Genomic DNA, 23,570 nt, shown 5'->3' with positions numbered 1-23,570 from the left:
TGTTTGCGAACTCAATACGCTACGTTTATTGCTTGATAATCTTTACGGTCTGTACTTGCTGCGGGGTCGCGGCCTGTAGCAATAATAATTTAGGTGCGGATGCATGTAGCCAGAATTGCTGCTCCTCTACCGGTTTGGCCTGCTCAATCGTCCGGCTTTCCAGCAAGCGACCTTGTAAGTCCGTTAGCCGCAACTGTACCGATTGGCCTTCAGCACCCCGTATCTGAACGTTCACCTGGTCCTGAACCGGATTTCCGAGTAGTTGCATGGAGAACGCTTGCCCTGATTCTATTGCACCCACTCGTGCCCGCCCACAGGCAGCCTTTAGGTCCCAGGTATAGGTAACGACCTGTCCGCTCTGACGCGCCATAAGCGTGAAGGGTTGTACATCGCTCGCAGTGCGGCTCTCCCGATCGACAAACTGGCTCGGATTGGTTGTCCAGTCGGTAATGCCAATGGCTCTGAACTCAATCGGCGAGCCACCCCCCCCTGTTGTCTTAAATGTAATGGCACCGGTAGCACAATCGTAGGTGGGCTGCGTAAGTGTCAATGTTCCTCCGGTAGGGGAATTGACGACGGTGATGGTAAAACGAGTTGTGTAGGGATCATTGGGATACTGCGGATCAATGGCCGTTACCATCACCGGATATACACCCACCGTAGTTGGAGTGCCACCAATCCGAACTATAAAGAACGTACTCATCACCACCTCCGTTTCGAGAGACAATCCGGGCGGCAAGCCCGTTGCCGAAATCGACCACTTCTTATAATTGTTGGGATCAGAGGGGCTGTAGTAGCCTTGCCCAATCTCAAAGGGTGGATAGAGGACCACTTTACCGACTTCCAGGCTTCGGTCCGCCACCGATGTGTAAAGCGGAGAGCGCTGACGAGAGGTGCAGTAAGCCTTCAAATCGAAGGTATAGCTAGTCATATAGCCGCTCTGGGTCGCCTGGATGGTAATAGGCTTAGGATCATTACGCAGTCCCTGCTCAACGACGCCGGTGTTGCTGCTGGCCGACGAGCGAGTAATTCCTGGCGCAGAATACGTGATGGGTGAACCGTCGCCCCCTGTGGTGTTAAAAGTGATAGCCCCCGTTGCGCAATCATACGTAGGCTGAGTTAATTTTAAATCCCCTCCGGCGGGTGGATTGACGGACGGGTCAATTACGGTTATTGTGAAGGTTCCGGAAGTAGAGATGCTAGACGTGGTATACCGAAAGAAGTAAGCGGTTACCGTGATTAGGTAAGTACCAGGCTTGGTAGGTGTACCCGTAAAATAAGCATCGCCTATCCCTGTTCCCGAATCGGTATCATCGAAGAAATACAAGCCGGGTGGTGTATTCGTAGCTTCAAACGAAAGCAGGTAAAAGCTGGTACCGTGGTGCGAGTTAGGATCTTTAAAATTAAAGTTGACCCTATAACGATCCAAGCTCTGCCCCACTGTTAAGGTAAGATTCTGAATGGGTGTGGCAAGAACTGGAGGATAGGGTCCGTTGTTGGATGTACAACTTGCTTTTAAATCAAAGATGTAACTTGTTGTATAACCATGCTGCGTAGCCTGGATAGTAATGGACTTGGGATCATTCCGTAAGCCCTGTTCAATAACTCCCGTGTTGCTGGTAGGTGAAGAACGGGTAATTCCTGGTGCCGTATACGTAATAGGTGAACCATCGCCACCACTTGTGTTGAAGGTGATGATACCTGTATTACAGTTATAGGTTGGCTGGGTTAGCTTCAAGGTCGATGTGGGTGTTGATACGGGTGCGCTTAACTTGACTACCCATGTAGCTTCATCACTCGTTGTCTTGCCGGTTACATCGCCATCCGTTGACGTAGTCGTACCAACAGTGATATAGCCACCATCATCTGTAGCCAGAACAGCCTGCCCCTTTTCTTTGCCTGAACCGCCTAACGTCTTTGTCCAACTTACTTCATTTTGCGCATTGATCGCCGTTAACCGAATATCACCATTATTCTGACTGCTGACATCCATGAGGGTTAGATAGGCAGGAACACCATTCCTTGCAGGAACGGCAACTAGGGCTGAACTTGTACCAGTGGCTCGCCCAGGGTAAGTGGATTTTTCGACTACATTGCCATTCGAGCTGATAGTCGTTATCTGTGTTAAGCTTGGGTCGTTTGCGCCCCTTCCAATGGTTATGTATGTATCGACACTAAATGGACTTGGAATTACATCGTCGATTGCAGAAATATCCTCGTATCTTTTTTGCCAGACTTGATTGCCTTGTCCATTCAGCTTGACTGCCCAACCAGCAGTTGGCCCATTAACGGTTCTACCATTACTACCGACTAATAGGTATCCACCATCCGGAGTATTAAGTGCTTTTACAGAATTTGTGTAGTCCTTGGATTCTACGGGTGGATTAGGAATTGGAAAAGAAATCTCCGTCTCCCAGCTCTGAGAAATGTTTGAGTCAAACTTAGCAACGACAACTGTAATCTGCCCTTCTAGCATATCCCAACGATTACCTAGGACTAAAATACCATTATCAGAGGTAGTTATCAGATTACTCCTTGTAGTACTGTATTGCCGACGGTTACCAATACTGAACGGAGAATACGTTTTCTCGACAACACCATTTGCGTTGTACTTTATCAGTCGCCAGTTCCCTGTTGTAAGAGCGAGCACCATAAACCCGCCATCCTGGGTAGCAATAACTCCATCCGTTCGGAAATAACCACTGTTTGCATCGACAATCAACGTTGACCATATCGGGTTTCCGGTAGAAGAAAGGCGTACTAATTCTGCCCCAGATGTAAGCACTCCATATTCCTGGTCACCAATCTTAGCCACCCGCACCGGCATGTCATTGGTTGATGAATAACCAGTAGGCAACAAGGGGTTCTTTTCAATCGTCCGCTGCCATTGAATTTGGGGTGGAGAAACGGTTTGCGCCTGACTAAAAAAGGCTAAGCTTACAGCGCTCACTAACATTATTAACCAACCGAAGCCCGTTAATTTTCCGTAGTTATTTTTCATAGAATTGATGGGAAACGTGGACAAACACTTTGTTGATAGAACATACCAGTTGCATGTGAATACCTGCCGCTCAAAATTTCCGCTTATTGCCAGCAGCCAATCCTACCGGTTTCTGTTAGAGCGGCAAGTATACACATTGGTCACGGCTGATGATTGATTTGTCCCCAATCCGAAAGAAATAGTCCCAATTCGAAAACTCACCAAAGTTTCAGATCTTTCGGCAGCCAATCATTCGCCACTATGACTAAGTCCGACATTCCGGCATTGCCCCAATTTTTCGACCGCTACATCCACCTGGTCCAGGACATCGACATCGTTGATGCACTGACTCAACAGGCATCTTTCAATAGCCTGATTCCACTTGAAACGCTCGACGCGTTGGGCGATCTCCGCTACGCGCCCGGCAAATGGACGGGCAAGGACATTCTTCAGCATGTTATCGATACTGAGCGCATTATGACGTACCGTGCGATGCGCTTCGCCCGCAACGACAAAACCGCCTTACCCAGCTTCGACGAGGATCCGTTTGCCCATTCGGCTCAAGCCAACCGCCGGACGCTTGCGGATCTGTATGATGAATTTGCCAGTGTTCGGCAGGCGACCATCTGGCTGTTCAAAAGCGTTGACGACGAAATGTTGGTCCGCAGCGGTACCGCTTCTAATCAGACCATATCCGTACTGGCGCTGGGCTTTGTGGTAGTTGGTCACGCGCGGCACCACGCAGCTATCCTGCAAGAGCGTTATCTGCCTTTGCTGTCCTAATCAGGCAGGCATTGCTGAAAAGGGGTGTAGAACAATCATTCTACACCCCTTTTTTGTATTTTCGCCAACATATAACCTGAATTAGCTATGCTAAAACGAACTTTCCTTTTTCTTACACTGACAGCACAGGTCGTCTGTGCGCAGACCAAAAGCAAGGTTGTCGTTACCGATCTGACACGCATCAGGCAGGTAGGCGGCATCGAACTCTCCCCCGATGGTAAACAGGCGGTTTACACGCTCACGACGATTGAGCCAAACCCCGACCAGAAGGAAGAATACGAATACAAAACGCACGTTTACTTGACCAATCTTAAGCCCGGCGATAGCAAAGCCCTGACCCGTGGTAATGAATCGGCCCGGCAGGCGGTATGGTCGCCGGATGGTCAACGGATTGCTTTTGTGCGGACCGTAAAAGGCAAAGGTCAGATTTTTGTCATGCCGCTCAATGGTGGTGAAGCCTGGCAGCTAACCAACAGCCCCTACGGTGCGTCGAGCCCGGTCTGGTCGCCCGATGGGAAGCGGATTGCCTTTTCGGGTACCGTCACTACGGCGCAGATGCTAACCGATTCGGTGTTGAATCCGAGTAAGAATGGTCCGCTCTGGTCGCTCGAAAAACCGGGTTTTGCCAATAACAACTTCATCAAGACAGACAAAAAAATCAAAGCGAACCCCGACGGATCGCTGGCCGAAATTCGGGCGTATCTAAACAAAGACGTTGACGATAAAAAGGCAAAGGTCATTACCCGGCTTAACTTTCAGGGAGAGTCTACGACCGAGCCAGACCTTAGTTTCACGCATTTGTACGTGATCGACGTCAACGAAGAGGCAACACCCAAAGCCCTAACGCGTGGCTTTTCGTCGTTTCAGGCAGGAACCTGGCTACCCAACGGGCAGGGTTTACTAGCTGTAACGGATCGTGACTCGCTCAAGCACCCCGACCGTGAATCGGACAACGCCATCGTATTCATCCCGGCCAATGGCTCCGGTACTCGGACGGTCGTACTGGCCGAAGCCGGAAAAAGCTACGGTTCGCCGGAGGTTTCGCCTGATGGCAAACAACTGGCCGTTCTGATGAGTCCATCCGAAGGCGTCAACTTCGCGCAGATTGGTCTGGCAACGTTAACCGGTACAACAGCCTCAACCATCCAGCCCGTTACCTTCGACCGGGCAGCGAGTAATCTGACCTGGACAGCTCTTCCATCGTCGGGCAAAGGCAAGAAAGGAACCACTGGCTATGCGATCTACTTCACCGCTGCCGCAAATGGTGGAACTCCGCTCTACCGACTCGATCCCGCAACACGCCAGGTAAGTCAGTTAACTCCGTTTGAGAGTGGCGTAACGAATTTCGACATCGCTGGTGGTCAAATTGTTTTCGCCAAGACGGAGGTAACAAACCCATCGGAACTGTATCTAACGAACGCCGAGGCCAAGGCTCAGACGAAGCTGAGCAATCACAACGACTGGGTCACTCAGAAACAGCTTAGCTTTCCCGAAAAGCACACGTACAAGAATTCGCTTGGTCAAACGGTTGATTACTGGATCATGAAACCAGTCCTTGTGGAAAATGGTAAAAAATATCCGCTCCTGCTCAATATGCATGGTGGGCCAACCGCCATGTGGGGACCGGGCGAACCGTCAATGTGGCACGAATTTCAGTACATGTGTTCGCAGGGATACGGGGTTGTCTACGCCAATCCACGCGGTTCGGGCGGTTACGGACTCGAATTTCAACGGGCTAACATCAAAGATTGGGGAACCGGCCCGGCCGAAGATGTACTGGCTGCGGCAACCGCTGCGGCAAAGGAAGCCTGGGTTGATACGAGTCGGCAGGTGATTACAGGTGGTTCATACGCGGGCTACCTCACGGCCTGGATCGTCGGCCACGACAACCGATTCAAAGCCGCTTTCTCGCAACGCGGTGTGTACGATTTGACGACCTTCCTGGGTGAGGGTAATGCCTGGCGGCTTGTGCCAAACTACTTCGCCTATCCATGGACAGCCGAAGCCAAAGTGCTGGATGCCAACTCGCCGTACACGTTCGTGCAGAACATCAAAACGCCTTTGCTGATCAAACACGGCGAAAACGACCTGCGCACGGGTATTATCCAAAGCGAGATGATGTATAAGAGCCTTAAGATTCTGGGCCGTCCGGTTGAGTACGTTCGGATGCCGGGGGCAACGCACGAGTTGAGTCGTACGGGCAATGTCCGTCAGCGTATTGACCGGATGCTTCGGATTTACGAATTCTTTGAGCGCTACGTCGGTCCCGATGCTCAGGGCCTGACGCAGAAATAAGTTAATTTGGTAAACCTGGAGGAAGCCGAGATATTCGTGGACGCCACGCTTTAGGCGCTTGGTAGCTCCCCGACTAGGTCGGCTTCCTCTGCGTTTACAAACGATTCTATGTATCTTTCTCGAGTCACTTTATTGGTCGCTATCACCTTGCTGAGCATTCGGTTCACCTTTGCTCAGTCAACGGATTCCGTACAGGTCAAAACGGCCAACTGGCGCAACAGCCGCATTCACCGCCGTATCCTCTGGCAGGAAGCGCACTTCGACAGCTTGTTTAAATCGAAACAGAACATTAACCTGATCGTCCTCAAAAATCGTCGTCGGCCGACCATCGCTTTTGGATCAGCCGGTGATAGCTTAAAGCCGACTAGCTGGTTCGGTCAGAAATTCAAGGCGTTGGTTGCCCTAAACGGCACGTTCTTCGACACAAAAAAGGGAGGTTCGGTCGATCTGATCAAAATTGATGATCGTGTGCTGGACACCACTCGATTGTCCGGCAAAACGATGGTTGAACATCAGCAGGCAGCCATTGTTATTCACAAGAATAAGGTTGAGCTTGTTTTTGGCGGTAACCAGCCCGGTTGGGACCGACAACTGTCGGCGGAAAACGTAATGACAACGGGTCCGCTGCTGCTGCTCGACGGCCAGCCGCATCCGCTTCAAAAGAACGCTTTTAACGACAATCGTCATCCGCGGGCGTGTCTATGCGTAGGTCCGGGCAAACGGCTGATTCTAGCTACCGTCGACGGACGAAATGCGAACGCGCAAGGCATGAACCTGCACGAACTAACGGATCTCATGCGCTGGCTCGGTTGCCGCGACGCAATCAACCTCGACGGAGGTGGCTCCACAACGCTCTGGATTCGCTCGGTAGGTCAGGGGAGCACTGGGGTCGTTAATTATCCGTCCGATAGCAAGCAGTGGATTCATACCGGCGAACGCCCGGTGAGTAACGTAATTTTGATTCGATAAACGACTATGAGTAAACACGAAGAAGCCCTTCAGGACGCACCGAAATTCAAATTCTGGAAAAGCCAGATGGAAAGCAATGGGCTTAAAATTAACGCGATCAACGATTTTTACATCCGGCGTCGGCATAACGGTAAAGTACTCTTTGCCATGCTCGAAGTAGACGCCGATACACCCGAGGGCGATAAAATTCCACCGGCTTTGTTCTTGAAAGGCCATGCGGTCTGTATGCTGGTGGCCCTGATTGATAAAGAGACCAAACAGAAATACGTCGTGTTGGTTCGTCAACGGCGGATTGCCGACGGGTCGCACACGTACGAGCACCCCGCCGGTATGGTCGATGCCAGCGATGCACCGGATGAAGTAGCCGCTCGTGAGCTAGGCGAAGAGATTGGTCTTACCGTCACGGCTGATGAGTTGACGAAACTTAACTCCCAGTTGTGCTATCCTAGTACGGGTACAAGCGACGAAGCGATGCATTATTTCTACGTCGAACGCGAAATGTCGCACGACGAAATCATGAGCTTCCACCACAAAGATATGGGCAACCAGTCGGAGCACGAACGAATAACCACTGTTGTTACGTCGCTGCCCGAAGCGCACAAATTGGTCAACAACGTCAATGGTTTGCTGCTGCATTTCTTTTACCTGCAACACGTCGGTGATTACGAGACAATGAAATTGCTGTAAGCTCCGTGGGCGTGGTGTGAGCGTGGTGTCGGTTTCTCAAAACCGACACCACGCCTAGGACAAGAGTCTGTCACTCCCGAAAGATCGGCTCTCAAAGGAGCTTGTTAAAAATTGAGCGGATCGAGGTTTTTGAAGTGGCCGTTCATGCGGATGCGCTGCTTGGTCCGCTCCATGTCAGCCACTACAGGCATGACATTATTAAGGTGCTGAATCAAAAAAAGCTGACGTTCGGCTTCGGTTTCAAGGGTCAGCAACTCATATTCCTGATCGACCGATAAACCAACTTTGTGCGCTACTTTATACGAAAAATTTTCGCTGGTTGGATCGTAATCGTTTTCGATCTGCAACAAGCCGTATAGACGCTCTAGGCGTTCCATCAATGCCGTCGCGTGAGCGCTGAAGCTATCGCTCTTGTCAATCATTTCTACTTCCCCGCCTGCATAGAGCTTTCCGGGAATAGGGTTTTCGAAATTAACTAACCGGAACACCGATAGTCCTTTAGACTTAATATCCATCCGGCCGTCGTCGTAACGCCTGTGCAGACTCGTTACGTGCATTTCGGTGCCGTAACCCGGCATCTTGTTATTGATGAATGCCGGAATACCGAACGTACGCTCCTCTTCCAGACACTCATTAATGAGCTGGCGATAGCGCGGCTCGAAGATGTGGAGATTCAAATCTTCGCCCGGATAAACGATTAAACTGAGCGGAAACAGTGGTAACGTTTTTTCCATACAGCCGAAAAGTACGGGTTTTCAGCTAAAAACCGCGTCTGATTTCACAAAATGCACATTTCTTGCGCGAGCTTCAGCATAAATCGGATCAGCAAGATGACCTAAGCCCGTTACGTCCGACATACAATCAGTCACGACCGTCACTTTGGGCACAAGCTCCGGAGCAAAGTCAAGGATTTGTTTCAAGCTATTGGCTACACAGTGGGATTTAGCTTCGCCCATCAGGTAAACCCGGTCGAAACGATCAAGGTCAGCAATCAGGCCCGTGTTGAGTTGCGATTCGGGCACCGCCGGATCGGGAACCTGCGCCCGGAAAATACCGAAGTGCTCCGACAGCGGGTGTAATCCTTTCGGAACCGCCACGTAATCAAGCTCTCGCTGGCGTGACCAATCTTTCAACGCATCGAGCAGGGTATCGTGTAAGGCGGCACCCCGCGAGCCGATCAGGCAATGCTCAGGCCAGATAAAGTGCGCAAACTGCTCATCCGCTTCCAGATCGTGAACGTATTGCTTCGCCTTTTCGACCGCAAAACGTGGAACCCAACGTCCGGCATCAACGTCTTCGGCTGAAATGCGGGTAAAGGGTGCCGGATGCTGCCCATTGTTGTCCACCCAAAATAAAGGATGGGCAATGTCGAGCAGATGGTGTGTATCGAGCGTCACCACTATATGGTCGATCTGATCCGTATGTTGACGAATCAGATTGGCCATACGCATAACGTCCTGTTCGGCCCCCGGTACAAACAAAGCTCCGTCGGGATGGCAGAAATCAAACTGGGTGTCAATGATAAGGAAAGCGTTTGCCACGAATCCTGATTTTTCGCTTGTCTAATTAACTGTCTTTGCGATGTGGAATTACCGTCCAGTTCTTTACCCCGGGTCTGTGCTCATAGATAATGTCAGCAGCGACCTCTTCCAGATTTTCTTCATTGGTGGTAAAAAACAAGCTTTCGGGGTGATCGTTGTCCTGCGTTATACGCACTTCATAATACTCATTGTGGTGTTCGATGTCGTGTTTTTCGACGAGTTTGTACTGAGACATAACGAAAAAGTTTATAACGGTTTGTCGTAGCGGTTAATCAGCTACGGACTCTAGATTCAACAATCATAACCTACTTCGCGAGTAGATGTTTATCCCAGTACAGTGATTAGAATAGCCCCGGCAACCATGATAGCAGCTCCTATTAGTTTGCGGAGTATACCTTGTTCATTGAAAAATCGGTGCCCAAACAGCACGCTTATCAACGCTGATGTCTGAAACAAAGCCAGCGCATAACCGACCTGCATCTCCGCCAGAGCAATGTTGCTGGCGACCTGCGTGACACCAACCGTCAGGAACAAGGCCAGGTATGTGCTTTTCTGCGAAAAAAGCAGGCTCGTTTGCTCCTGCCAGCGGTCTTTCAGAACGATCAGCATCCAGATGAGCGTAAAAGCAAATCCGAACACACACCAATAAAAGAACGCTATAGTCGGTGACGAGAGAACGATTGCTTTTTTAAGAAATGCTCCGTCGATGGCCGAAAATACCAGCGCTGCCAACCTTAATTTCACTTCTTGTCGACCAAAAATACGCCATGAAAAGCCTTTACGCTGCTGTTTATTACTTAGTACGACATAACTACCAACTACAATAAGCACAACGCCCGCCAGCCCCCACCAACCCGGAATTTCGTTTAAAAGAAAGATACCAACAACAAGACCTACTACCGATTTATATGCATTGATGGGGCCTAGTACCGACAGATCGCCGATGTGCAGTGCTTTCACCAGAAATACATTTCCAAGCATCGCAAACAGACCAACGACTAGCATACTAAGCCAGAAAGCTTTGGGTAAGCCTTCAACCTGAAGCTGGGGCCAAACCGTGAGACAAGCCAGCGCCAGAAACCCGTAGGTAGCCGAAATGATGAACAACGGATCGGCAGATCGGTGGGTAAGCTGCTTCTGAAATACGTTCGAAAGCGGATTGGCAACAATGCGGATCAGTACCGCCAGCGAGGTAATGCTGACAAAGGTTACGAACATAAACAAGCAGGAAGGTAAGTGTCAGAGTTACAAAAATTTCTCAAAAAGTGGAAGTTAACGTTAAACCGCAAACCTTTTTTAGCTTAGCACTTTACTGATTAACAAACATTTCGTACCTTTGCGGTCTTATTTTGAAGAGGAGACACAGAGGTGAACCCACTACGCGCATACGACATTAATATTGTCGGTCTGGACAACAAACGCTACGAGTACGATTTTACATCGGACGATGCGTTTTTTGCTGCGTTGGAACAGGATCTAATTCAGAAAGGGAACGTTCGGACTCATGTGACACTGGATAAGTCTGAAACGATGATCCGGCTGGATTTTCACATCACAGGCACCGTCGAACAAGTATGCGACCGGAGCCTTGATGACTATGATGAACCTGTTGATACGCAGCAGACGATGCTGCTTAAGTTTGGCGACCACAACGAGGAGCTGAGCGACGAGATTGAACTGATTGAGCGCAGTACGGCAACCATCAATGTAGCTCACTACATTTTTGAGTTTATTAGCCTGTCGCTGCCCATGAAGCGATTGCATCCCCGTTTTCGCGATGAGGATGATGCTGACGATGAGCAAAACGGTAAAGTAATTTACCGCTCTGACCCCGAAACGACAAGCGAAGACGAGCAGCCGGAGATCGATCCGCGCTGGGCGGCCTTGCGTAAATTGAGTGATAATTAATCTGTTTGTTGTTCACGGGCTTGTGTGTGATGGCCTTCGAACGATGAACCTAAAAACTATAAACTACAAACTGTTTTATGGCACACCCCAAACGACGCCACTCTAGCACCCGGCGCGATAAGCGCAGAACTCATTACAAGGCTACGGCCGTAACGCTCTCGACAGACGCCCAAACAGGTGAAGTTCATGAGCGCCACCACGCTCACGTTTTCGAGGGCAACTTGTTTTACAAAGGCCAGATGATCATTGAGAATTACGCTAAAACAGCTTAATTGTCATTCTATTATAAAGAGTATTTCGTTGACGTCTTCCTGAAGATGAACGCGAAATACTTTTTTATTGCCCGCCACCTCCCTATTTTTACGCGTATTTTTTGCTAGCCAGTATAAGCTGGGAGGTATTGAACAAACGGAGTCAATGAAAATTGCAGTGGACGCAATGGGTGGCGATTTTGCTCCCGAAGCAATTGTGGAAGGAGTTGTAATGGCCGCTGCTGAATTGCCGGAAAATGTAACTATTGTGCTGATTGGCAAGCAGTCCCTTGTGCATGAACTAATCCAGAAACACGGTGCGGAAGCCGTTGCCAATATTGAATTGGTCAACGCTGACGACGTCATCGAAATGAGTGAGCACCCTACTAAAGCTCTCTCGCAGAAACCCAATTCCAGTATCGGAGTTGGGTTTAAGCTTTTGAAAGACGGTCAGGTCAACGCTTTTTGCAGCGCCGGAAATACGGGAGCCATGCACGTTGGTGCGCTGTTTAGCATAAAAGCCATAGAGGGTATCCTACGGCCGTGTATTGCCGGTTTTGTCCCACAGATCACAGGTGGTCATGCCGTTATGCTCGACATTGGAGCCAATGCTGATTGCAAGCCTGAAATGCTCGCCCAGTTCGGCGAGATCGGCTCGATCTACGCTCAGTATACGTTCGACATCGAACGGCCCCGCGTAGCGCTGATGAACATCGGTACCGAAGAGCAAAAAGGATCCCTTGTGGCCCAGGCAGCGCATCAGCTGCTCAAAGACAATCGAAAAATCAATTTTGTCGGTAACATCGAAGGCGGAGATTTCTTCGCGGGCAAAGCCGATGTCATTATAACCGATGGCTTTACGGGTAACACCATGTTTAAGCTCGGCGAGTCGTTTTACGGAATGGCATTGCAACGGGGCATCCGTGACGAATTTCTGGATAAGACCAATTATGAATCGGTAGGCGGTAGTCCTATTCTTGGCGTTAATGGAAATGTCATTATCGCTCACGGAATTTCGTCACCGCTTGCGATCAAAAACATGATTGGTCTGGCCATCCGACAGGTTGAATCAGACGCTTACACCAAAATCGCACAGGCCCTCAGTTAATGATCGGTCTATGTTCAACGCTTTCAGGTATTATCTTGACTGCTGAAAAGGTATAGACCGTAGGCTGTAAATTTTTTGTACCACCGAATTATGAGTAAAGCTGCCATAACAGGAGTCCACGGCTATGTACCCGACTACGTGCTGACCAATACTGAATTGGAGCGCATGGTCGATACAAACGATGAATGGATTACAACGCGGACCGGGATAAAAGAACGTCACATTCTGAAGGGCGAAGGTATGGGGTCCTCGCATATGGGGGCCAAAGCAGTGGCGGGTTTACTCGAAAAGCTGAACACGAAACCTGAAGAGGTCGATCTGCTTATCTGCGCGACGACCACGCCCGATTATGTATTTCCCTGCACGGCGAATCTTATCTGCGATATGGTTGGTATTCGGAATGTAGGTAGCTTCGACATTCAGGCCGCTTGCTCGGGCTTTCTGTACGCAATAACCGTCGGCTCACAGTTTATCGAGACTGGTAAATACAAGAAAGTAATTGTTGTCGGCGCCGATAAGATGTCGGCAATTGTTGACTACACGGACCGGACAACCTGTGTTTTATTTGGCGATGGCGCCGGAGCGGTAATGCTCGAACCAAACGATGACGGTCTGGGTATTCTCGATTCGCTCATTAAGTCCGACGGTACCGGCCAGAACCACCTGTTCCAGAAAGCAGGCGGCAGCCGCTACCCGCCCACCCACGAAACTGTTGAAAAGCGATGGCACTACGTTTACCAGGATGGTCCGTCGGTGTTTAAATTCGCAGTGAAAAATATGGCCGATGTATCGGCTGAGATTATGGAGCGTAACCAACTGACGGGCAGCGATGTTGCCTGGCTGGTACCGCACCAGGCAAACAAGCGCATCATCGACGCAACGGCTCACCGCATGGGTATTGAGTCCGACAAGGTCATGATGAACATCCACCGATACGGCAACACGACAGCAGCAACCATTCCGCTTTGCCTGTTTGACTACGAATCGCAGTTAAAAAAAGGGGATAATCTGGTATTGGCTGCTTTTGGTGGGGGCTTTACCTGGGGAGCGGCCTACGTAAAGTGGGCGTATTAACTTTACATACGATGCATGGTATAGGATACATGAACATCACGGCGTCCTATAGCATACGTCCAACATCTACTATCATACATTTTTGACATGGCAACGACCGCAGACATCCGCAACGGACTAGTCTTAAACTTCAACAACGACCTCTTCCAGATTACTGAGTTTCAGCACGTGAAACCCGGTAAAGGCGCGGCTTTTGTGCGTACCAAACTAAAAAGCCTTACTACAGGTCGGGTGATCGACAACACGTTCAACTCGGGCGTAACGATTTACCCTGTTCGGGTTGAGCGCCGGAAATTCCAGTTTCTTTACAAAGACGAAGCGGGTTATAACTTTATGGACCAGGAATCGTTTGATCAAATTAACATCGATGAGAAACTCGTTGATGGCTCCGATCTGATGAAAGAAGGCCAGGAAGTTGAAATTCTGATCAATGCTGAAAATGACACTCCGCTTTCGTGCGAATTACCGCCATTCGTTGAGCTGGAAGTGACCTACGCCGAGCCAGGTATTAAAGGCGATACAGCCAACAGCCCTAAAAAGCGGGTCGAAGTTGAGTCGGGAGCCAAAATCATGGTACCACTCTTCATCGAGTCAGGTGAAAAAATTCGAGTTGATACCCGTACACGGGATTATGTAGAACGCGTGAAATAAACAAGAAGTGAGGAGCGAGTTGTGAGCACGACACCAATCTTTGCCTCTCACCCTCTCTTCTCGCTCTTCACTCCTAGACTATGAGCACACAAGACATTCAGCAACTAATTGACTTCATCTCTCAATCGGGATTAGATGAGGTAAATATCGAAACGACTGACCTCAAGATCAGCGTAAAGCGCTACGGATCAGGCGTGCCTGTCGTTGCCGCAGCCGCTCCAGCGCCCGCTGCCCCTGCACCAGTAGCCGCTCTACAACCGCAGCCAGTAGCAGCCCCAGCACAAACAGCCGCAGCCGCCCCAACAGTGGCAGCCCCCAAAGCTGATTCGTCAAACTACGTTACCATCAAATCGCCCATGATTGGTACATTCTACCGGTCATCTAACCCCGAAACACCTTCATTTGTAGAGGTAGGCGACACTGTAAGCGAAGGAAAAGTAGTCTGCATCATCGAAGCCATGAAACTGTTCAACGAAATTGAATCCGAAGTTTCTGGACGCATCGTTAAGGTGCTTGTCGAAAATGCAACGCCGGTTGAATATGATCAGCCCTTATTTTTGGTAGAACCTATTTAATAGCGAAAGCGTGAACGCGTGAAAGAGCGAGCGTTACAAGCGCAGTAGTTTCGCTCTTTCACGCGTTCACGCTTTTCCTCTCTCGTTTATGTTCAAAAAAATATTAATCGCTAACCGAGGAGAAATCGCCCTGCGAATTATTCGGACGTGCCGCGAAATGGGTATAAAAACGGTCGCTGTTTACTCAACGGCTGACCGGGATAGCCTACACGTGCGCTTCGCCGACGAAGCTGTTTGCATTGGCCCACCCGTCAGCAAACAATCGTACCTGAGTATCCCCAGCATCATTTCGGCTGCCGAAGTCACCGGTGCCGATGCCATTCATCCAGGCTACGGCTTCCTGTCGGAAAACGCTGAATTTTCGCAGATCTGCGCCGATTACGGGATAAAGTTCATAGGAGCGACCGCCGAACAGATCAACGGCATGGGCGACAAGGCAACCGCCAAGGCAACGATGAAAATCGCTGGTGTTCCGGTTATTCCAGGTTCCGATGGCTTGCTGGAATCGATTGAAGAAGGCAAAGCATTGTCTGCGGAAATGGGCTATCCCGTTATCATCAAAGCAACGGCCGGTGGTGGTGGACGCGGGATGCGGATTATCCGGGCGGAGAACGAATTCGAGAAAGCCTGGAACGACGCCCGTACGGAAGCAGGAGCTGCCTTCGGAAACGATGGTCTTTACCTCGAAAAATTTGTAGAAGAACCCCGTCACATTGAGATCCAGATTGTTGGTGATCAATACGGACGCGTGTGCCACCTCTCCGAACGGGATTGCTCTATCCAACGTCGGCACCAGAAACTGGTGGAAGAAACCCCTTCACCCATCGTTTCGCAGGATCTTCGCGACCGGATGGGAGAAGCAGCCATCAAAGGTGCTCAAGCTATCGGCTACGAAGGAGCCGGAACGGTTGAATTCCTGGTCGATAAGCACGGGAAGTTCTACTTCATGGAGATGAACACCCGGATTCAGGTTGAACACCCGATCACCGAAGAAGTAACGGATTTCGACCTGATTAAAGAGCAGATCAAAGTAGCCGCTGGCGTTGGAATCTCGGGACAGAATTATACACCGAAATTGTACGCTATGGAGTGCCGGATCAACGCCGAAGATCCAGCGAACGGTTTCCGCCCATCGCCGGGAAAAATTACCGTCCTGCACATGCCGGGTGGTCATGGCGTTCGGGTCGATAGCCACGTGTACATGGGTTATACCATTCCACCGAACTACGACTCAATGATTGCCAAACTGATTGTATCAGGGCAGTCGCGGGAAGAAGTAATTACCCGGATGAAGCGGGCTTTGCAGGAATTTGTGATCGAAGGTATCAAAACGACCATTCCGTTCCATATCAAGCTTATGGACGACCCCGGCTTCAAATCGGGTCAGTTCACAACCGCATTCCTGGAAACGTTCGATTTTAGCACGTTGTAGTATTTACCTAGCATTAGGTATAACAAAAGGGTGTCTTGCTTTAGGCTAAGGCACCCTTTTCTTTTGCCCACCTTATGAACCATCTCGTTACCGCTGATTACATCGTTTTTTTTACGTATCTAGTTATTGTTGTTGGTTACGGCTACTGGGTTTACCAGCGACGCCGACGGAGCGAGGTAAACACAACGGATTTTTTTCTGGCTGAAGGCTCGCTGACCTGGTGGGCTATCGGCGCTTCCCTGATTGCGTCGAATATATCCGCTGAACACTTCATTGGTATGGCGGGCTCTGGCTTTGCGATGGGTCTGGCGATTTCGTCGTACGAATGGTTTGCGGCTGCTACGTTGGTCATTGTGGCAGTCTACTTTATCCCGATCTATCTCCGGAACCACATTTATACCATGCCTCAGTTTCTGGCCCAGCGGTATAGCAACACGGTGAGTACCATTCTGGCCGTATTCTGGCTAGTCGTGTACGTGCTGGTCAATCTTACATCTATTCTGTACCTAGGCGCTATCGCTATCGAGTCGCTGGCCGGGGTTTCATTTACGGCCTGCACCTTCGGACTGGCTATATTCGCTATTTTTATCACCCTTGGCGGCATGAAAGTAATCGGTTATACCGATGTGATTCAGGTTGCCGTGCTGGTGTTCGGCGGCTTGGTCGTCACGTATCTGGCCTTACAACTGGTGGCCCAGCAAAGCGGTGATTCAAGTGTCTGGAATGGATTACTGACGTTACACGAACAGGCGAACACGCATTTTCACATGTTTCTGCCGAAAGGCCATCCGCATTACGACGCTTTGCCCGGTATGGCGTTAGTGACGGGCGGTATGTGGATCAACAACTTTTCGTACTGGGGCTGTAATCAGTACATCATCCAGCGGGCGTTGGGCGCGGATCTAAAGACAGCACGGAGCGGTATTTTGTTTGCCGCCTTCCTGAAGCTGATGATTCCGTTGATTGTTGTCATTCCGGGTATTGCTGCGTTCGTGCTGTACCAAAGCGGCCCGTTTCGCGACGCGATGACCGATGCATCGGGCGTCGTTAAACCCGACCATGCCTACCCGGTACTGATGAACTTACTACCCGCGGGTATGAAAGGACTGGCGTTTGCCGCACTGACAGCCGCTATAGTAGCCTCGCTGGCGGGTAAAGGCAACTCGATCTCAACGATCTTTACGCTGGATATCTACAAAAAATACATCGACAAGAACGCGTCCGAACAAAAGCTGGTCAACGTTGGCCGCTGGGTTGTTGTCGTGGCTTTTGCCATCGCTCTTACGCTGGCCCCTCTGCTCCGGTCACTCGATCAGGTTTATCAGTACATTCAGGAATACACAAACTTTATCACTCCCGGTGTACTGGCCATTTTTCTGCTTGGCTTTTTCTGGAAACGCGCGACCAACCGGGCTGCCCTCACCGTTGCCATCCTGACCATTCCCCTGTCAACGCTGCTTAAGTTCTGGCCGGAAGTAACCGAACTGATCGGTATTCAGTCGGACCCCATTCCGTTTCTACACCGTACAACCTGGGTTTTCTGCATTGATGTACTGCTGATGGTTGTCGTGTCACTGACCGATTCCGTTCGAGTGAAAGGGTTAATTGTTGATCGGCAAATGTTTCGGGTAGCGCCTTCCTTTGTGGCTGGGTCAGTGGTCATATTCAGCATTTTGGCCGTTTTGTACGCTGTATTCTGGTAAACACCGGACTTTTGCTTAACCCGTCAATAACATCTGGTTCGATCTGTCGGTTAACAGCAATAAAATCATATATTTACTGCAAAAATTTTCATTGAACTATGATCAGCGAAACCGCTCCCCTTGCCAGTCTCGATCAGTGGGAAGATGACTTACTGAGCCGTTATCCCGAGCCAACGCATAAAGCTAAAGAAGACTATCGGAACTACGATACGCCGGAGCGGGATACCGTTCGTGAGTTCTACCGGCTCAACCATACGTACCAGACGTATGCTTTTGTACGCGAGAAAGAGCAGGAATTTTTGAAATTCGATAAGAAAGAGCTACCCGTCTGGGGCGCTATGGAGTTTTTGAACACGCTCGTGGACGATTCGGACCCGGACACGGACCTCGATCAGCTTCAGCACCTGTTGCAGACTGCCGAAGCCATCCGCGCCGACGGTCACCCCGATTGGTTTGTGTTGACCGGCTTCCTGCACGACATGGGTAAAGTACTGTGTCTGTTCGGCGAGCCACAGTGGGCGGTCGTTGGTGATACCTTCCCCGTAGGTTGCAAGCATTCGGATAAGATCGTTTACTCTGAATACTTTGTCAATAACCCGGATAGCTACGACGAACGGTATAATACCAAATATGGCGTCTACGAGCCAAACTGTGGCCTGCGTAACGTCCATATGTCGTGGGGTCATGATGAGTATCTGTATCAGATCATGAAAGATTACATGCCTGAACCGGCCTTGTACATGATGCGATACCACTCATTCTATTCGCAACACCGCGAAGAAGCCTATAACCACCTGATGGACGATCACGACCATGAGATGTTTAAATGGGTTCATAAATTCAACCCGTACGATCTGTATTCGAAAAGTCCGAAGCCACCGGTCGTAAGCGAACTAAAACCGTATTACGAGGATCTGATCGCCAAGTATTTGCCCGCAACGCTGAAATTGTAAGCATAGACCGACGAATATTGCACCGGTTTGAATGTGAGCGTCTTACCAAGCATCTAAAGATTTATTTTTGTAACACTTTTGTCATTCTGAGGAATGAGGGATCTTCGGATGTGACATAAAATACCCGCTCCCGAAGATCTCTCCTGCCGTCGAGATGACAAAAAACACTCATTTCGGTTCGTCAGGGCAAAATTTGGTTAGCGTCCTAACTAGCGACTATAAATTATTGAGGCACAAAATACACAGCCAATCTTTGTGTATTTTGTGCCTCCGTGTTTTATCCGTTGCCGATGCTGCTCCTTCTGATTTCCCTATACCTTCTTTCCAACGTAGCGGTTGGCGCCTGGGCCGCCCGACGCGTGACAAGCGCCCAGGATTTCGTGCTGGCGGGCCGACGATTGCCGCTGTTTCTGGCCGCATCCGTTACGTTTGCGACCTGGTTTGGCTCGGAGACGATTATGGGCGCGCCCGCTATGTTCGTAGAAGGGGGTGTTCAGGCGGTTATCGAAGAACCGTTCGGATCGTCGCTTTGCTTATTTCTCGTCGGCGCGTTCTTTGCCCGCCCTCTCTACCGGCTCAACATCACAACATTCAGCGATTATTTCCGGATTCGATTTGGCCGATCAGCCGAGCTGCTGTCTGCGCTAATGGTCATTCCCTCCTACTTTAGCTGGATAGCGGCCCAGCTGGTTGCCATCGGCATTGTGCTAAGCGTCGTAATCGATGTACCCCGTGAATACTGCATTATTGCCAGCGCAACCATCGTGATGATCTACACCCTGCTGGGTGGCATGTGGTCAATCTCGGTTACCGACTTTTTTCATAACCTGATCATCATTCTAGCTATGCTGGTTTTAGGCGTTATGCTTTGGAATGATGTGGGTGGCTGGGAAACGATTCAGAAGCGAACGCCCACCGGATTTTTTCGCTTCTTTCCACAGGCGACGCTTAAAGACTGGTCAACGTACATAGCCGCCTGGATAACAATCGGACTTGGATCGATACCGCAGCAGGACGTTTTTCAACGCGTGATGGCGGCCAAAACCGAGGATACATCCGTTCGGGCTTCGTTCTTGGCATCGGGCATGTACCTGACCATCGCCCTGATCCCGCTTTTTATTGCACTGAGCGCCCGGCTCCTTCACCCTGACCTTCCCAAAGACAATCAGCTGATCATTCCGAACATGGTGATGCGGCACGGCAATCTGGCTTTACAAGTCTTATTCTTCGGTGCAGTTACGTCGGCCATACTGAGCGTGTCGAGTGGGGCGATTCTGGCTCCGGCAACGGTCTTTGGCGAGAACGTGGTTAAATTTTTTCGTCCTGACCTGAGTGATCAGGCATTGCTGGCAACCATCCGCTGGGCGGTCGTCGTCATTACCATTATCTGTGTCGGCATGAGTACGGTCCGCGATACCAATATTTTTGATCTCGTAGGCGAATCGTCGGCTTTTAGCCTGGTGTCCCTTTTTGTCCCACTAACCGCCGGAATCTACTGGAAACGGGCAAACCTAACGGGTTGTCTGTGGTCGATGGGCGTTGGTTTTGTGGTTTGGGTAGCCTGCCTGTGGCTGAACACTAACTACGAACCGATTTTGTGGGGCCTGCTGGCCAGCATACTAGCAATGGTCCTGGGAAGTTTGATCACTCGGCAAAGACAGCCCGTCAATCAGCCGACTGCTTTGTAAGTAACGATTTACTCAATTATCCAGCAACCGCCGGTGGTAATTGATCTGCCCGAGGTGATACGTCAAGTGGGTTGTCAGGTGTACGAGCAGATAGCCAGTTGTCGTTTTTTCCTCGAAAACCAGCATAGGGTACTCCTCGTCAAGTTGCTCGCTGGTTACCGTATCAAGCGCCTTCTGGACAACGGCATCCGTTTCCTCAACCATCCGAATGAGTTCGTGCTTCGATACATTCTTACGCGAGAATTCTAGAGCACGATAGCGCACATAGTCCGTCTTGCCGAGTTCAGCGCCGATGTATGTGTTCAGGTTACCAATCAGGTGCAAACACAGATTACCGGCAGAGTTGGCAATTTCTTCCTCAATGTACCAAATCCGGCTTTCGTCTTTGTAAAGGCTAATCTCGTGCTTCAACCGGGCTAAATCCCGGCCAAATAAGCTTTTCAAGGTCTGTACAAGCATAGGTAAATCATCGAAAACTTTTGTCATGCTGACGCAGGAAGCATGACAAAAACGATATTGTAAACTACTACAAACTATTTCTGCCTTAGTAATTGGTTTATTACATTCAATCGTAACGAAACGCAAAATAGAATACTTTACCCGCTAACCAAAGTATTGCTGTTCGATGCGTCCGACGTAGCCAAGATACGTTGCCGATCTAAACCAGGGTTGAATTTTCGCGCCGATGTTCGGATACATATTTAGTTTGTCGAGTACATCAACGGGTTGCCAGACCAGTTCGTGCGCGGTTGTTTCGGCGGGATTCAGCGCTGGTTGCCCCTGGAGATTGCGGGTAGCAAACACAATGTGCAGAACATCATCATTCCGTTGCGACAGTAGCATTTCGCCCGCCAGAATCATTTCGCCCACATCGACCGAAACCCCTAATTCTTCCTGGATTTCTCGGACAACCGTTTCAGTCAGGATTTCGCCCCGATCCGGATTACCACCCGGCAACGCGTACACATCCTGACCACCGTAGTTATAACGCATCAATAATACTTCCGCTTGATTGGCATTCTGGCGCCAGATAAGAGCAGATGGGCGAACTTTCATAAAGGCAGCATACTTAAAAGCGGTCGTTTTCCGGGTTATTGCCGGAAAACGACCGCTTCTTACTAGTGATAAAACAAGTTCTATTAGTTCAGTTCACGCGTCGTTTCAAACAGGAACCAGGTACGACGTTCGGTTTCGTCGATGTAGTTTTCCAGCAAACTCGCTGTTGCTACGTCTTCTGCGTCGTCGCAGATCTGGTGAGCATCGCGCATGTTCTTGGCCATTTTTTTGTTCTCATCGATCAGATCGGCCAGCATGTCTTTGGGAGCTACAAAATCCTCGTCGTTGTCTTTTACCCGTTGCAGCTGTGCAATGTGAGCCACCGACCGGATGGTGTTTCCACCGATTTTCCGAACGCGCTCGGCTAGTGGGTCAATCGTAGCGAAGATCTGATCGGCCTGCTCATCCAGCAGCAAGTGGTAATCACGGAAGTGACGACCGGACATATGCCAGTGGTAGTTTTTCGTTTTGATATATAGCGCAAATGAATCGGCAACAAGTCTGTTTATAGCTTCTGCAACCTTCTCTCTTCCTTTTTCTTTCAAGTCAGAAGGTGTATCAAGCGCTTCGATATGGGTGATAGCGTTCATGGCTAAGTCCGTTTTAAGTCTAAAATTGTCACTATTTACAACCTTCTGTACGCACGATTGTTTGTGAAGATCATTAAAAGCGGATTAGAACTTTTTCGGATACCGTTTTCCCAATTGACAATGACGAGGTTGCTGCGGGAGAAGGGGCGTTGATGACGTTAATGGCTTTATCGGTTTCCAGAATAGCAAAGTCGTCGAGGAGACCGCCGGTCCGGTCACAGGCCTGCGCCCGGACACCCGCCCCACCGTCTTCGAGGTCGGCTTCCTGCACGTCTGGAATCAATGCCTGCAAGGCTTTCGTAAAGGCCGATTTCGAAAACGAACGATACATTTCACCCAATCCCGTTTCCCAATATTTAGCCGCCACCTTCTGAAAACCTGGCCACGCTAATGTCTCAAATAGCTCTTTCAGGTTAATATCGGATTTAGAATAGCCTTCCCGCCGAAAGGCCAGTACCGCATTAGGCCCCGCTTCGACACCCCCGTGAACCATACGGGTAAAGTGAACGCCGAGAAACGGAAAATTTGGATCAGGAACCGGATAAATCAGGTTTTTGACCAGGTACTCCTTCTGGGGACGAATCTTGAAATACTCGCCCCGGAACGGCACTATACGCACATCGACGGGCTGAGTCAGCTGCGCAATTTTGTCCGAATACAGACCGGCGCAGTTGACGACCAGCTTTGTTTCGTAACGCGCTTTGTTCGTCACGACGATGCTCAGGCTAGTACCGGGAGTTACCTGCTCAACGCGTTCGGCTAGCCGGATTTCGCCACCCAACTGTTGAAACTTCTCCGCGTATTTCTCGGATACCTGCTTATAATCGATGATACCCGTTTGGGGCACAAACATCCCGGCGACTCCGTTTACGTGAGGCTCAATCTCGCGCATTTCGGGCAGCGACAATTTTTTCAGGCCCGTTAAGCCTTTCTGTTGACCACGCTGGTAAAGGGTATCCAGTTGCGGCAGCTCTTCCTGCTTGGTGGCTACCACAATTTTTCCGCAAAGGTCGTAGGGAATCCCTTCGGCGTTACAAAAATCGATCAGCATGTGGTAACCCCGGATGCAATTCGTGGCTTTCAGGCTACCCGGTTTGTAATACAGCCCGGAGTGAATAACACCACTGTTATGACCAGTCTGGTGGCGGGCCACCGCTGGTTCTTTTTCGATCAAAACGACTTTTAAGTTTGGTCGTTGCTGTTTCAGTTGCAGCGCCGTGGCTAAACCCACAATGCCACCGCCAATAATTACTACGTCTGTCATGCCAGAATGGCTAAATATCAGCCACAAAGGTACGGCGTAATGATCGTTTCTTTCTAAAAAGA

The 23,570-nt window shown here is 49.9% G+C and carries 23 protein-coding genes; 14 read left to right on the top strand and 9 right to left on the bottom strand.

The window, feature by feature from the left end:
* Window positions 1–25: 25 nt before the first annotated feature.
* Window positions 26–3,001, bottom strand: a complete 2,976-nt coding sequence (locus M0L20_RS10025) for an RHS repeat domain-containing protein (RefSeq protein WP_248476800.1) — start codon at window positions 2,999–3,001, stop codon at window positions 26–28.
* Window positions 3,002–3,241: 240 nt separating this feature from the next.
* Between M0L20_RS10025 and M0L20_RS10020 the strand changes: the two genes are divergently transcribed.
* The 4 genes from M0L20_RS10020 (at window position 3,242) to M0L20_RS10005 (ending at window position 7,714) form a co-directional block, all read left to right on the top strand.
* Complete coding sequence (locus M0L20_RS10020; protein ID WP_248476798.1) at window positions 3,242–3,763, top strand: DinB family protein; 522 nt, start codon at window positions 3,242–3,244, stop codon at window positions 3,761–3,763.
* Between the two features lie 87 nt (window positions 3,764–3,850).
* Window positions 3,851–6,058 (top strand): S9 family peptidase, encoded by a 2,208-nt coding sequence (locus M0L20_RS10015; protein ID WP_248476796.1) that lies wholly within the window; start codon window positions 3,851–3,853, stop codon window positions 6,056–6,058.
* Between the two features lie 108 nt (window positions 6,059–6,166).
* Entirely contained in the window at window positions 6,167–7,027 is an 861-nt protein-coding gene (locus tag M0L20_RS10010; protein ID WP_248476794.1) for a phosphodiester glycosidase family protein, read from the top strand.
* 6 nt (window positions 7,028–7,033) lie between these two features.
* Window positions 7,034–7,714, top strand: coding sequence for an NUDIX hydrolase (locus tag M0L20_RS10005; RefSeq protein WP_248476792.1), 681 nt, complete (start codon window positions 7,034–7,036; stop codon window positions 7,712–7,714).
* Between the two features lie 104 nt (window positions 7,715–7,818).
* On the opposite strand, the gene M0L20_RS10000 is transcribed toward M0L20_RS10005, so the two are convergent.
* From M0L20_RS10000 to M0L20_RS09985, 4 genes are all read right to left on the bottom strand, one after another.
* Window positions 7,819–8,448: an LON peptidase substrate-binding domain-containing protein gene (locus M0L20_RS10000; protein ID WP_248476791.1), complete on the bottom strand. Its 630-nt coding sequence runs from the start codon at window positions 8,446–8,448 to the stop codon at window positions 7,819–7,821.
* Window positions 8,449–8,469: 21 nt separating this feature from the next.
* On the bottom strand, window positions 8,470–9,255 hold the full coding sequence (locus M0L20_RS09995) for a cysteine hydrolase family protein (protein ID WP_248476790.1): 786 nt from the start codon (window positions 9,253–9,255) through the stop codon (window positions 8,470–8,472).
* 25 nt (window positions 9,256–9,280) lie between these two features.
* Entirely contained in the window at window positions 9,281–9,490 is a 210-nt protein-coding gene (locus M0L20_RS09990) for a hypothetical protein (RefSeq protein ID WP_232560759.1), read from the bottom strand.
* An 89-nt stretch (window positions 9,491–9,579) separates the two neighbouring features.
* A complete protein-coding gene (locus M0L20_RS09985) occupies window positions 9,580–10,473 on the bottom strand; it encodes an EamA family transporter (RefSeq protein WP_248476789.1) in 894 nt (297 codons plus the stop codon).
* A gap of 150 nt (window positions 10,474–10,623) precedes the next feature.
* Between M0L20_RS09985 and M0L20_RS09980 the strand changes: the two genes are divergently transcribed.
* The 10 genes from M0L20_RS09980 to M0L20_RS09935 all read left to right on the top strand — a co-directional run bounded on the left by M0L20_RS09980 (window position 10,624) and on the right by M0L20_RS09935 (window position 20,598).
* Window positions 10,624–11,163 (top strand): YceD family protein, encoded by a 540-nt coding sequence (locus M0L20_RS09980; protein WP_232560757.1) that lies wholly within the window; start codon window positions 10,624–10,626, stop codon window positions 11,161–11,163.
* Window positions 11,164–11,240: 77 nt separating this feature from the next.
* Complete coding sequence (gene rpmF, locus M0L20_RS09975) at window positions 11,241–11,435, top strand: 50S ribosomal protein L32 (RefSeq protein ID WP_077923042.1); 195 nt, start codon at window positions 11,241–11,243, stop codon at window positions 11,433–11,435.
* Between the two features lie 145 nt (window positions 11,436–11,580).
* Window positions 11,581–12,522 (top strand): phosphate acyltransferase PlsX, encoded by a 942-nt coding sequence (gene plsX, locus M0L20_RS09970; RefSeq protein WP_232560756.1) that lies wholly within the window; start codon window positions 11,581–11,583, stop codon window positions 12,520–12,522.
* A gap of 90 nt (window positions 12,523–12,612) precedes the next feature.
* Window positions 12,613–13,596, top strand: coding sequence for a beta-ketoacyl-ACP synthase III (locus M0L20_RS09965; RefSeq protein ID WP_232560755.1), 984 nt, complete (start codon window positions 12,613–12,615; stop codon window positions 13,594–13,596).
* An 87-nt stretch (window positions 13,597–13,683) separates the two neighbouring features.
* The gene (efp, locus tag M0L20_RS09960; protein WP_232560754.1) at window positions 13,684–14,247 is read left to right on the top strand and encodes an elongation factor P; all 564 of its coding nucleotides are present in this window, start codon (window positions 13,684–13,686) and stop codon (window positions 14,245–14,247) included.
* A gap of 80 nt (window positions 14,248–14,327) precedes the next feature.
* Complete coding sequence (gene accB, locus M0L20_RS09955) at window positions 14,328–14,822, top strand: acetyl-CoA carboxylase biotin carboxyl carrier protein (protein ID WP_248476788.1); 495 nt, start codon at window positions 14,328–14,330, stop codon at window positions 14,820–14,822.
* 88 nt (window positions 14,823–14,910) lie between these two features.
* The gene (gene accC / locus M0L20_RS09950) at window positions 14,911–16,254 is read left to right on the top strand and encodes an acetyl-CoA carboxylase biotin carboxylase subunit (protein WP_232560752.1); all 1,344 of its coding nucleotides are present in this window, start codon (window positions 14,911–14,913) and stop codon (window positions 16,252–16,254) included.
* A 74-nt stretch (window positions 16,255–16,328) separates the two neighbouring features.
* Window positions 16,329–17,957 carry a sodium:solute symporter family transporter gene (locus tag M0L20_RS09945; RefSeq protein ID WP_232560751.1) on the top strand — a complete coding sequence of 543 codons (1,629 nt, stop codon included), beginning with the start codon at window positions 16,329–16,331 and terminating at the stop codon, window positions 17,955–17,957.
* Window positions 17,958–18,055: 98 nt separating this feature from the next.
* A complete protein-coding gene (locus M0L20_RS09940; protein ID WP_232560750.1) occupies window positions 18,056–18,910 on the top strand; it encodes an inositol oxygenase in 855 nt (284 codons plus the stop codon).
* Between the two features lie 290 nt (window positions 18,911–19,200).
* Entirely contained in the window at window positions 19,201–20,598 is a 1,398-nt protein-coding gene (locus M0L20_RS09935) for a high affinity choline transporter 1 (RefSeq protein WP_248476787.1), read from the top strand.
* A 12-nt stretch (window positions 20,599–20,610) separates the two neighbouring features.
* Here the strand turns inward: M0L20_RS09935 and M0L20_RS09930 are convergent, their stop codons facing one another.
* The 4 genes from M0L20_RS09930 to lhgO form a co-directional block, all read right to left on the bottom strand.
* Window positions 20,611–21,057, bottom strand: a complete 447-nt coding sequence (locus M0L20_RS09930) for a DinB family protein (RefSeq protein WP_248478066.1) — start codon at window positions 21,055–21,057, stop codon at window positions 20,611–20,613.
* A 144-nt stretch (window positions 21,058–21,201) separates the two neighbouring features.
* The gene (locus M0L20_RS09925; RefSeq protein WP_248476786.1) at window positions 21,202–21,654 is read right to left on the bottom strand and encodes an NUDIX domain-containing protein; all 453 of its coding nucleotides are present in this window, start codon (window positions 21,652–21,654) and stop codon (window positions 21,202–21,204) included.
* Between the two features lie 83 nt (window positions 21,655–21,737).
* Entirely contained in the window at window positions 21,738–22,244 is a 507-nt protein-coding gene (locus tag M0L20_RS09920; protein ID WP_232560747.1) for a Dps family protein, read from the bottom strand.
* Window positions 22,245–22,317: 73 nt separating this feature from the next.
* Window positions 22,318–23,508: an L-2-hydroxyglutarate oxidase gene (lhgO, locus tag M0L20_RS09915; RefSeq protein WP_248476784.1), complete on the bottom strand. Its 1,191-nt coding sequence runs from the start codon at window positions 23,506–23,508 to the stop codon at window positions 22,318–22,320.
* Window positions 23,509–23,570 lie beyond the last annotated feature (62 nt).

The organism is Spirosoma liriopis, assembly GCF_023196085.1.
Classification (GTDB): Bacteria; Bacteroidota; Bacteroidia; order Cytophagales; family Spirosomataceae; genus Spirosoma; species Spirosoma oryzicola.
The sequence above is the reverse complement of the archived record's forward strand: the minus strand, read 5'-3'. Positions and strand labels throughout refer to the sequence as shown.

What these genes read in the sequence shown, in the direction of transcription:
- M0L20_RS10025 (WP_248476800.1), bottom strand. Translation starts at nt 3,001, where the DNA reads ATGAAAAATAACTACGGAAAATTAACGGGCTTCGGTTGGTTAATAATG.
- M0L20_RS10020 (WP_248476798.1), top strand. Translation starts at nt 3,242, where the DNA reads ATGACTAAGTCCGACATTCCGGCATTGCCCCAATTTTTCGACCGCTAC.
- M0L20_RS10015 (WP_248476796.1), top strand. Translation starts at nt 3,851, where the DNA reads ATGCTAAAACGAACTTTCCTTTTTCTTACACTGACAGCACAGGTCGTC.
- M0L20_RS10010 (WP_248476794.1), top strand. Translation starts at nt 6,167, where the DNA reads ATGTATCTTTCTCGAGTCACTTTATTGGTCGCTATCACCTTGCTGAGC.
- M0L20_RS10005 (WP_248476792.1), top strand. Translation starts at nt 7,034, where the DNA reads ATGAGTAAACACGAAGAAGCCCTTCAGGACGCACCGAAATTCAAATTC.
- M0L20_RS10000 (WP_248476791.1), bottom strand. Translation starts at nt 8,448, where the DNA reads ATGGAAAAAACGTTACCACTGTTTCCGCTCAGTTTAATCGTTTATCCG.
- M0L20_RS09990 (WP_232560759.1), bottom strand. Translation starts at nt 9,490, where the DNA reads ATGTCTCAGTACAAACTCGTCGAAAAACACGACATCGAACACCACAAT.
- M0L20_RS09985 (WP_248476789.1), bottom strand. Translation starts at nt 10,473, where the DNA reads ATGTTCGTAACCTTTGTCAGCATTACCTCGCTGGCGGTACTGATCCGC.
- rpmF (WP_077923042.1), top strand. Translation starts at nt 11,241, where the DNA reads ATGGCACACCCCAAACGACGCCACTCTAGCACCCGGCGCGATAAGCGC.
- plsX (WP_232560756.1), top strand. Translation starts at nt 11,581, where the DNA reads ATGAAAATTGCAGTGGACGCAATGGGTGGCGATTTTGCTCCCGAAGCA.
- M0L20_RS09965 (WP_232560755.1), top strand. Translation starts at nt 12,613, where the DNA reads ATGAGTAAAGCTGCCATAACAGGAGTCCACGGCTATGTACCCGACTAC.
- efp (WP_232560754.1), top strand. Translation starts at nt 13,684, where the DNA reads ATGGCAACGACCGCAGACATCCGCAACGGACTAGTCTTAAACTTCAAC.
- accB (WP_248476788.1), top strand. Translation starts at nt 14,328, where the DNA reads ATGAGCACACAAGACATTCAGCAACTAATTGACTTCATCTCTCAATCG.
- accC (WP_232560752.1), top strand. Translation starts at nt 14,911, where the DNA reads ATGTTCAAAAAAATATTAATCGCTAACCGAGGAGAAATCGCCCTGCGA.
- M0L20_RS09945 (WP_232560751.1), top strand. Translation starts at nt 16,329, where the DNA reads ATGAACCATCTCGTTACCGCTGATTACATCGTTTTTTTTACGTATCTA.
- M0L20_RS09940 (WP_232560750.1), top strand. Translation starts at nt 18,056, where the DNA reads ATGATCAGCGAAACCGCTCCCCTTGCCAGTCTCGATCAGTGGGAAGAT.
- M0L20_RS09935 (WP_248476787.1), top strand. Translation starts at nt 19,201, where the DNA reads ATGCTGCTCCTTCTGATTTCCCTATACCTTCTTTCCAACGTAGCGGTT.
- M0L20_RS09930 (WP_248478066.1), bottom strand. Translation starts at nt 21,057, where the DNA reads ATGCTTGTACAGACCTTGAAAAGCTTATTTGGCCGGGATTTAGCCCGG.
- M0L20_RS09925 (WP_248476786.1), bottom strand. Translation starts at nt 21,654, where the DNA reads ATGAAAGTTCGCCCATCTGCTCTTATCTGGCGCCAGAATGCCAATCAA.
- M0L20_RS09920 (WP_232560747.1), bottom strand. Translation starts at nt 22,244, where the DNA reads ATGAACGCTATCACCCATATCGAAGCGCTTGATACACCTTCTGACTTG.
- lhgO (WP_248476784.1), bottom strand. Translation starts at nt 23,508, where the DNA reads ATGACAGACGTAGTAATTATTGGCGGTGGCATTGTGGGTTTAGCCACG.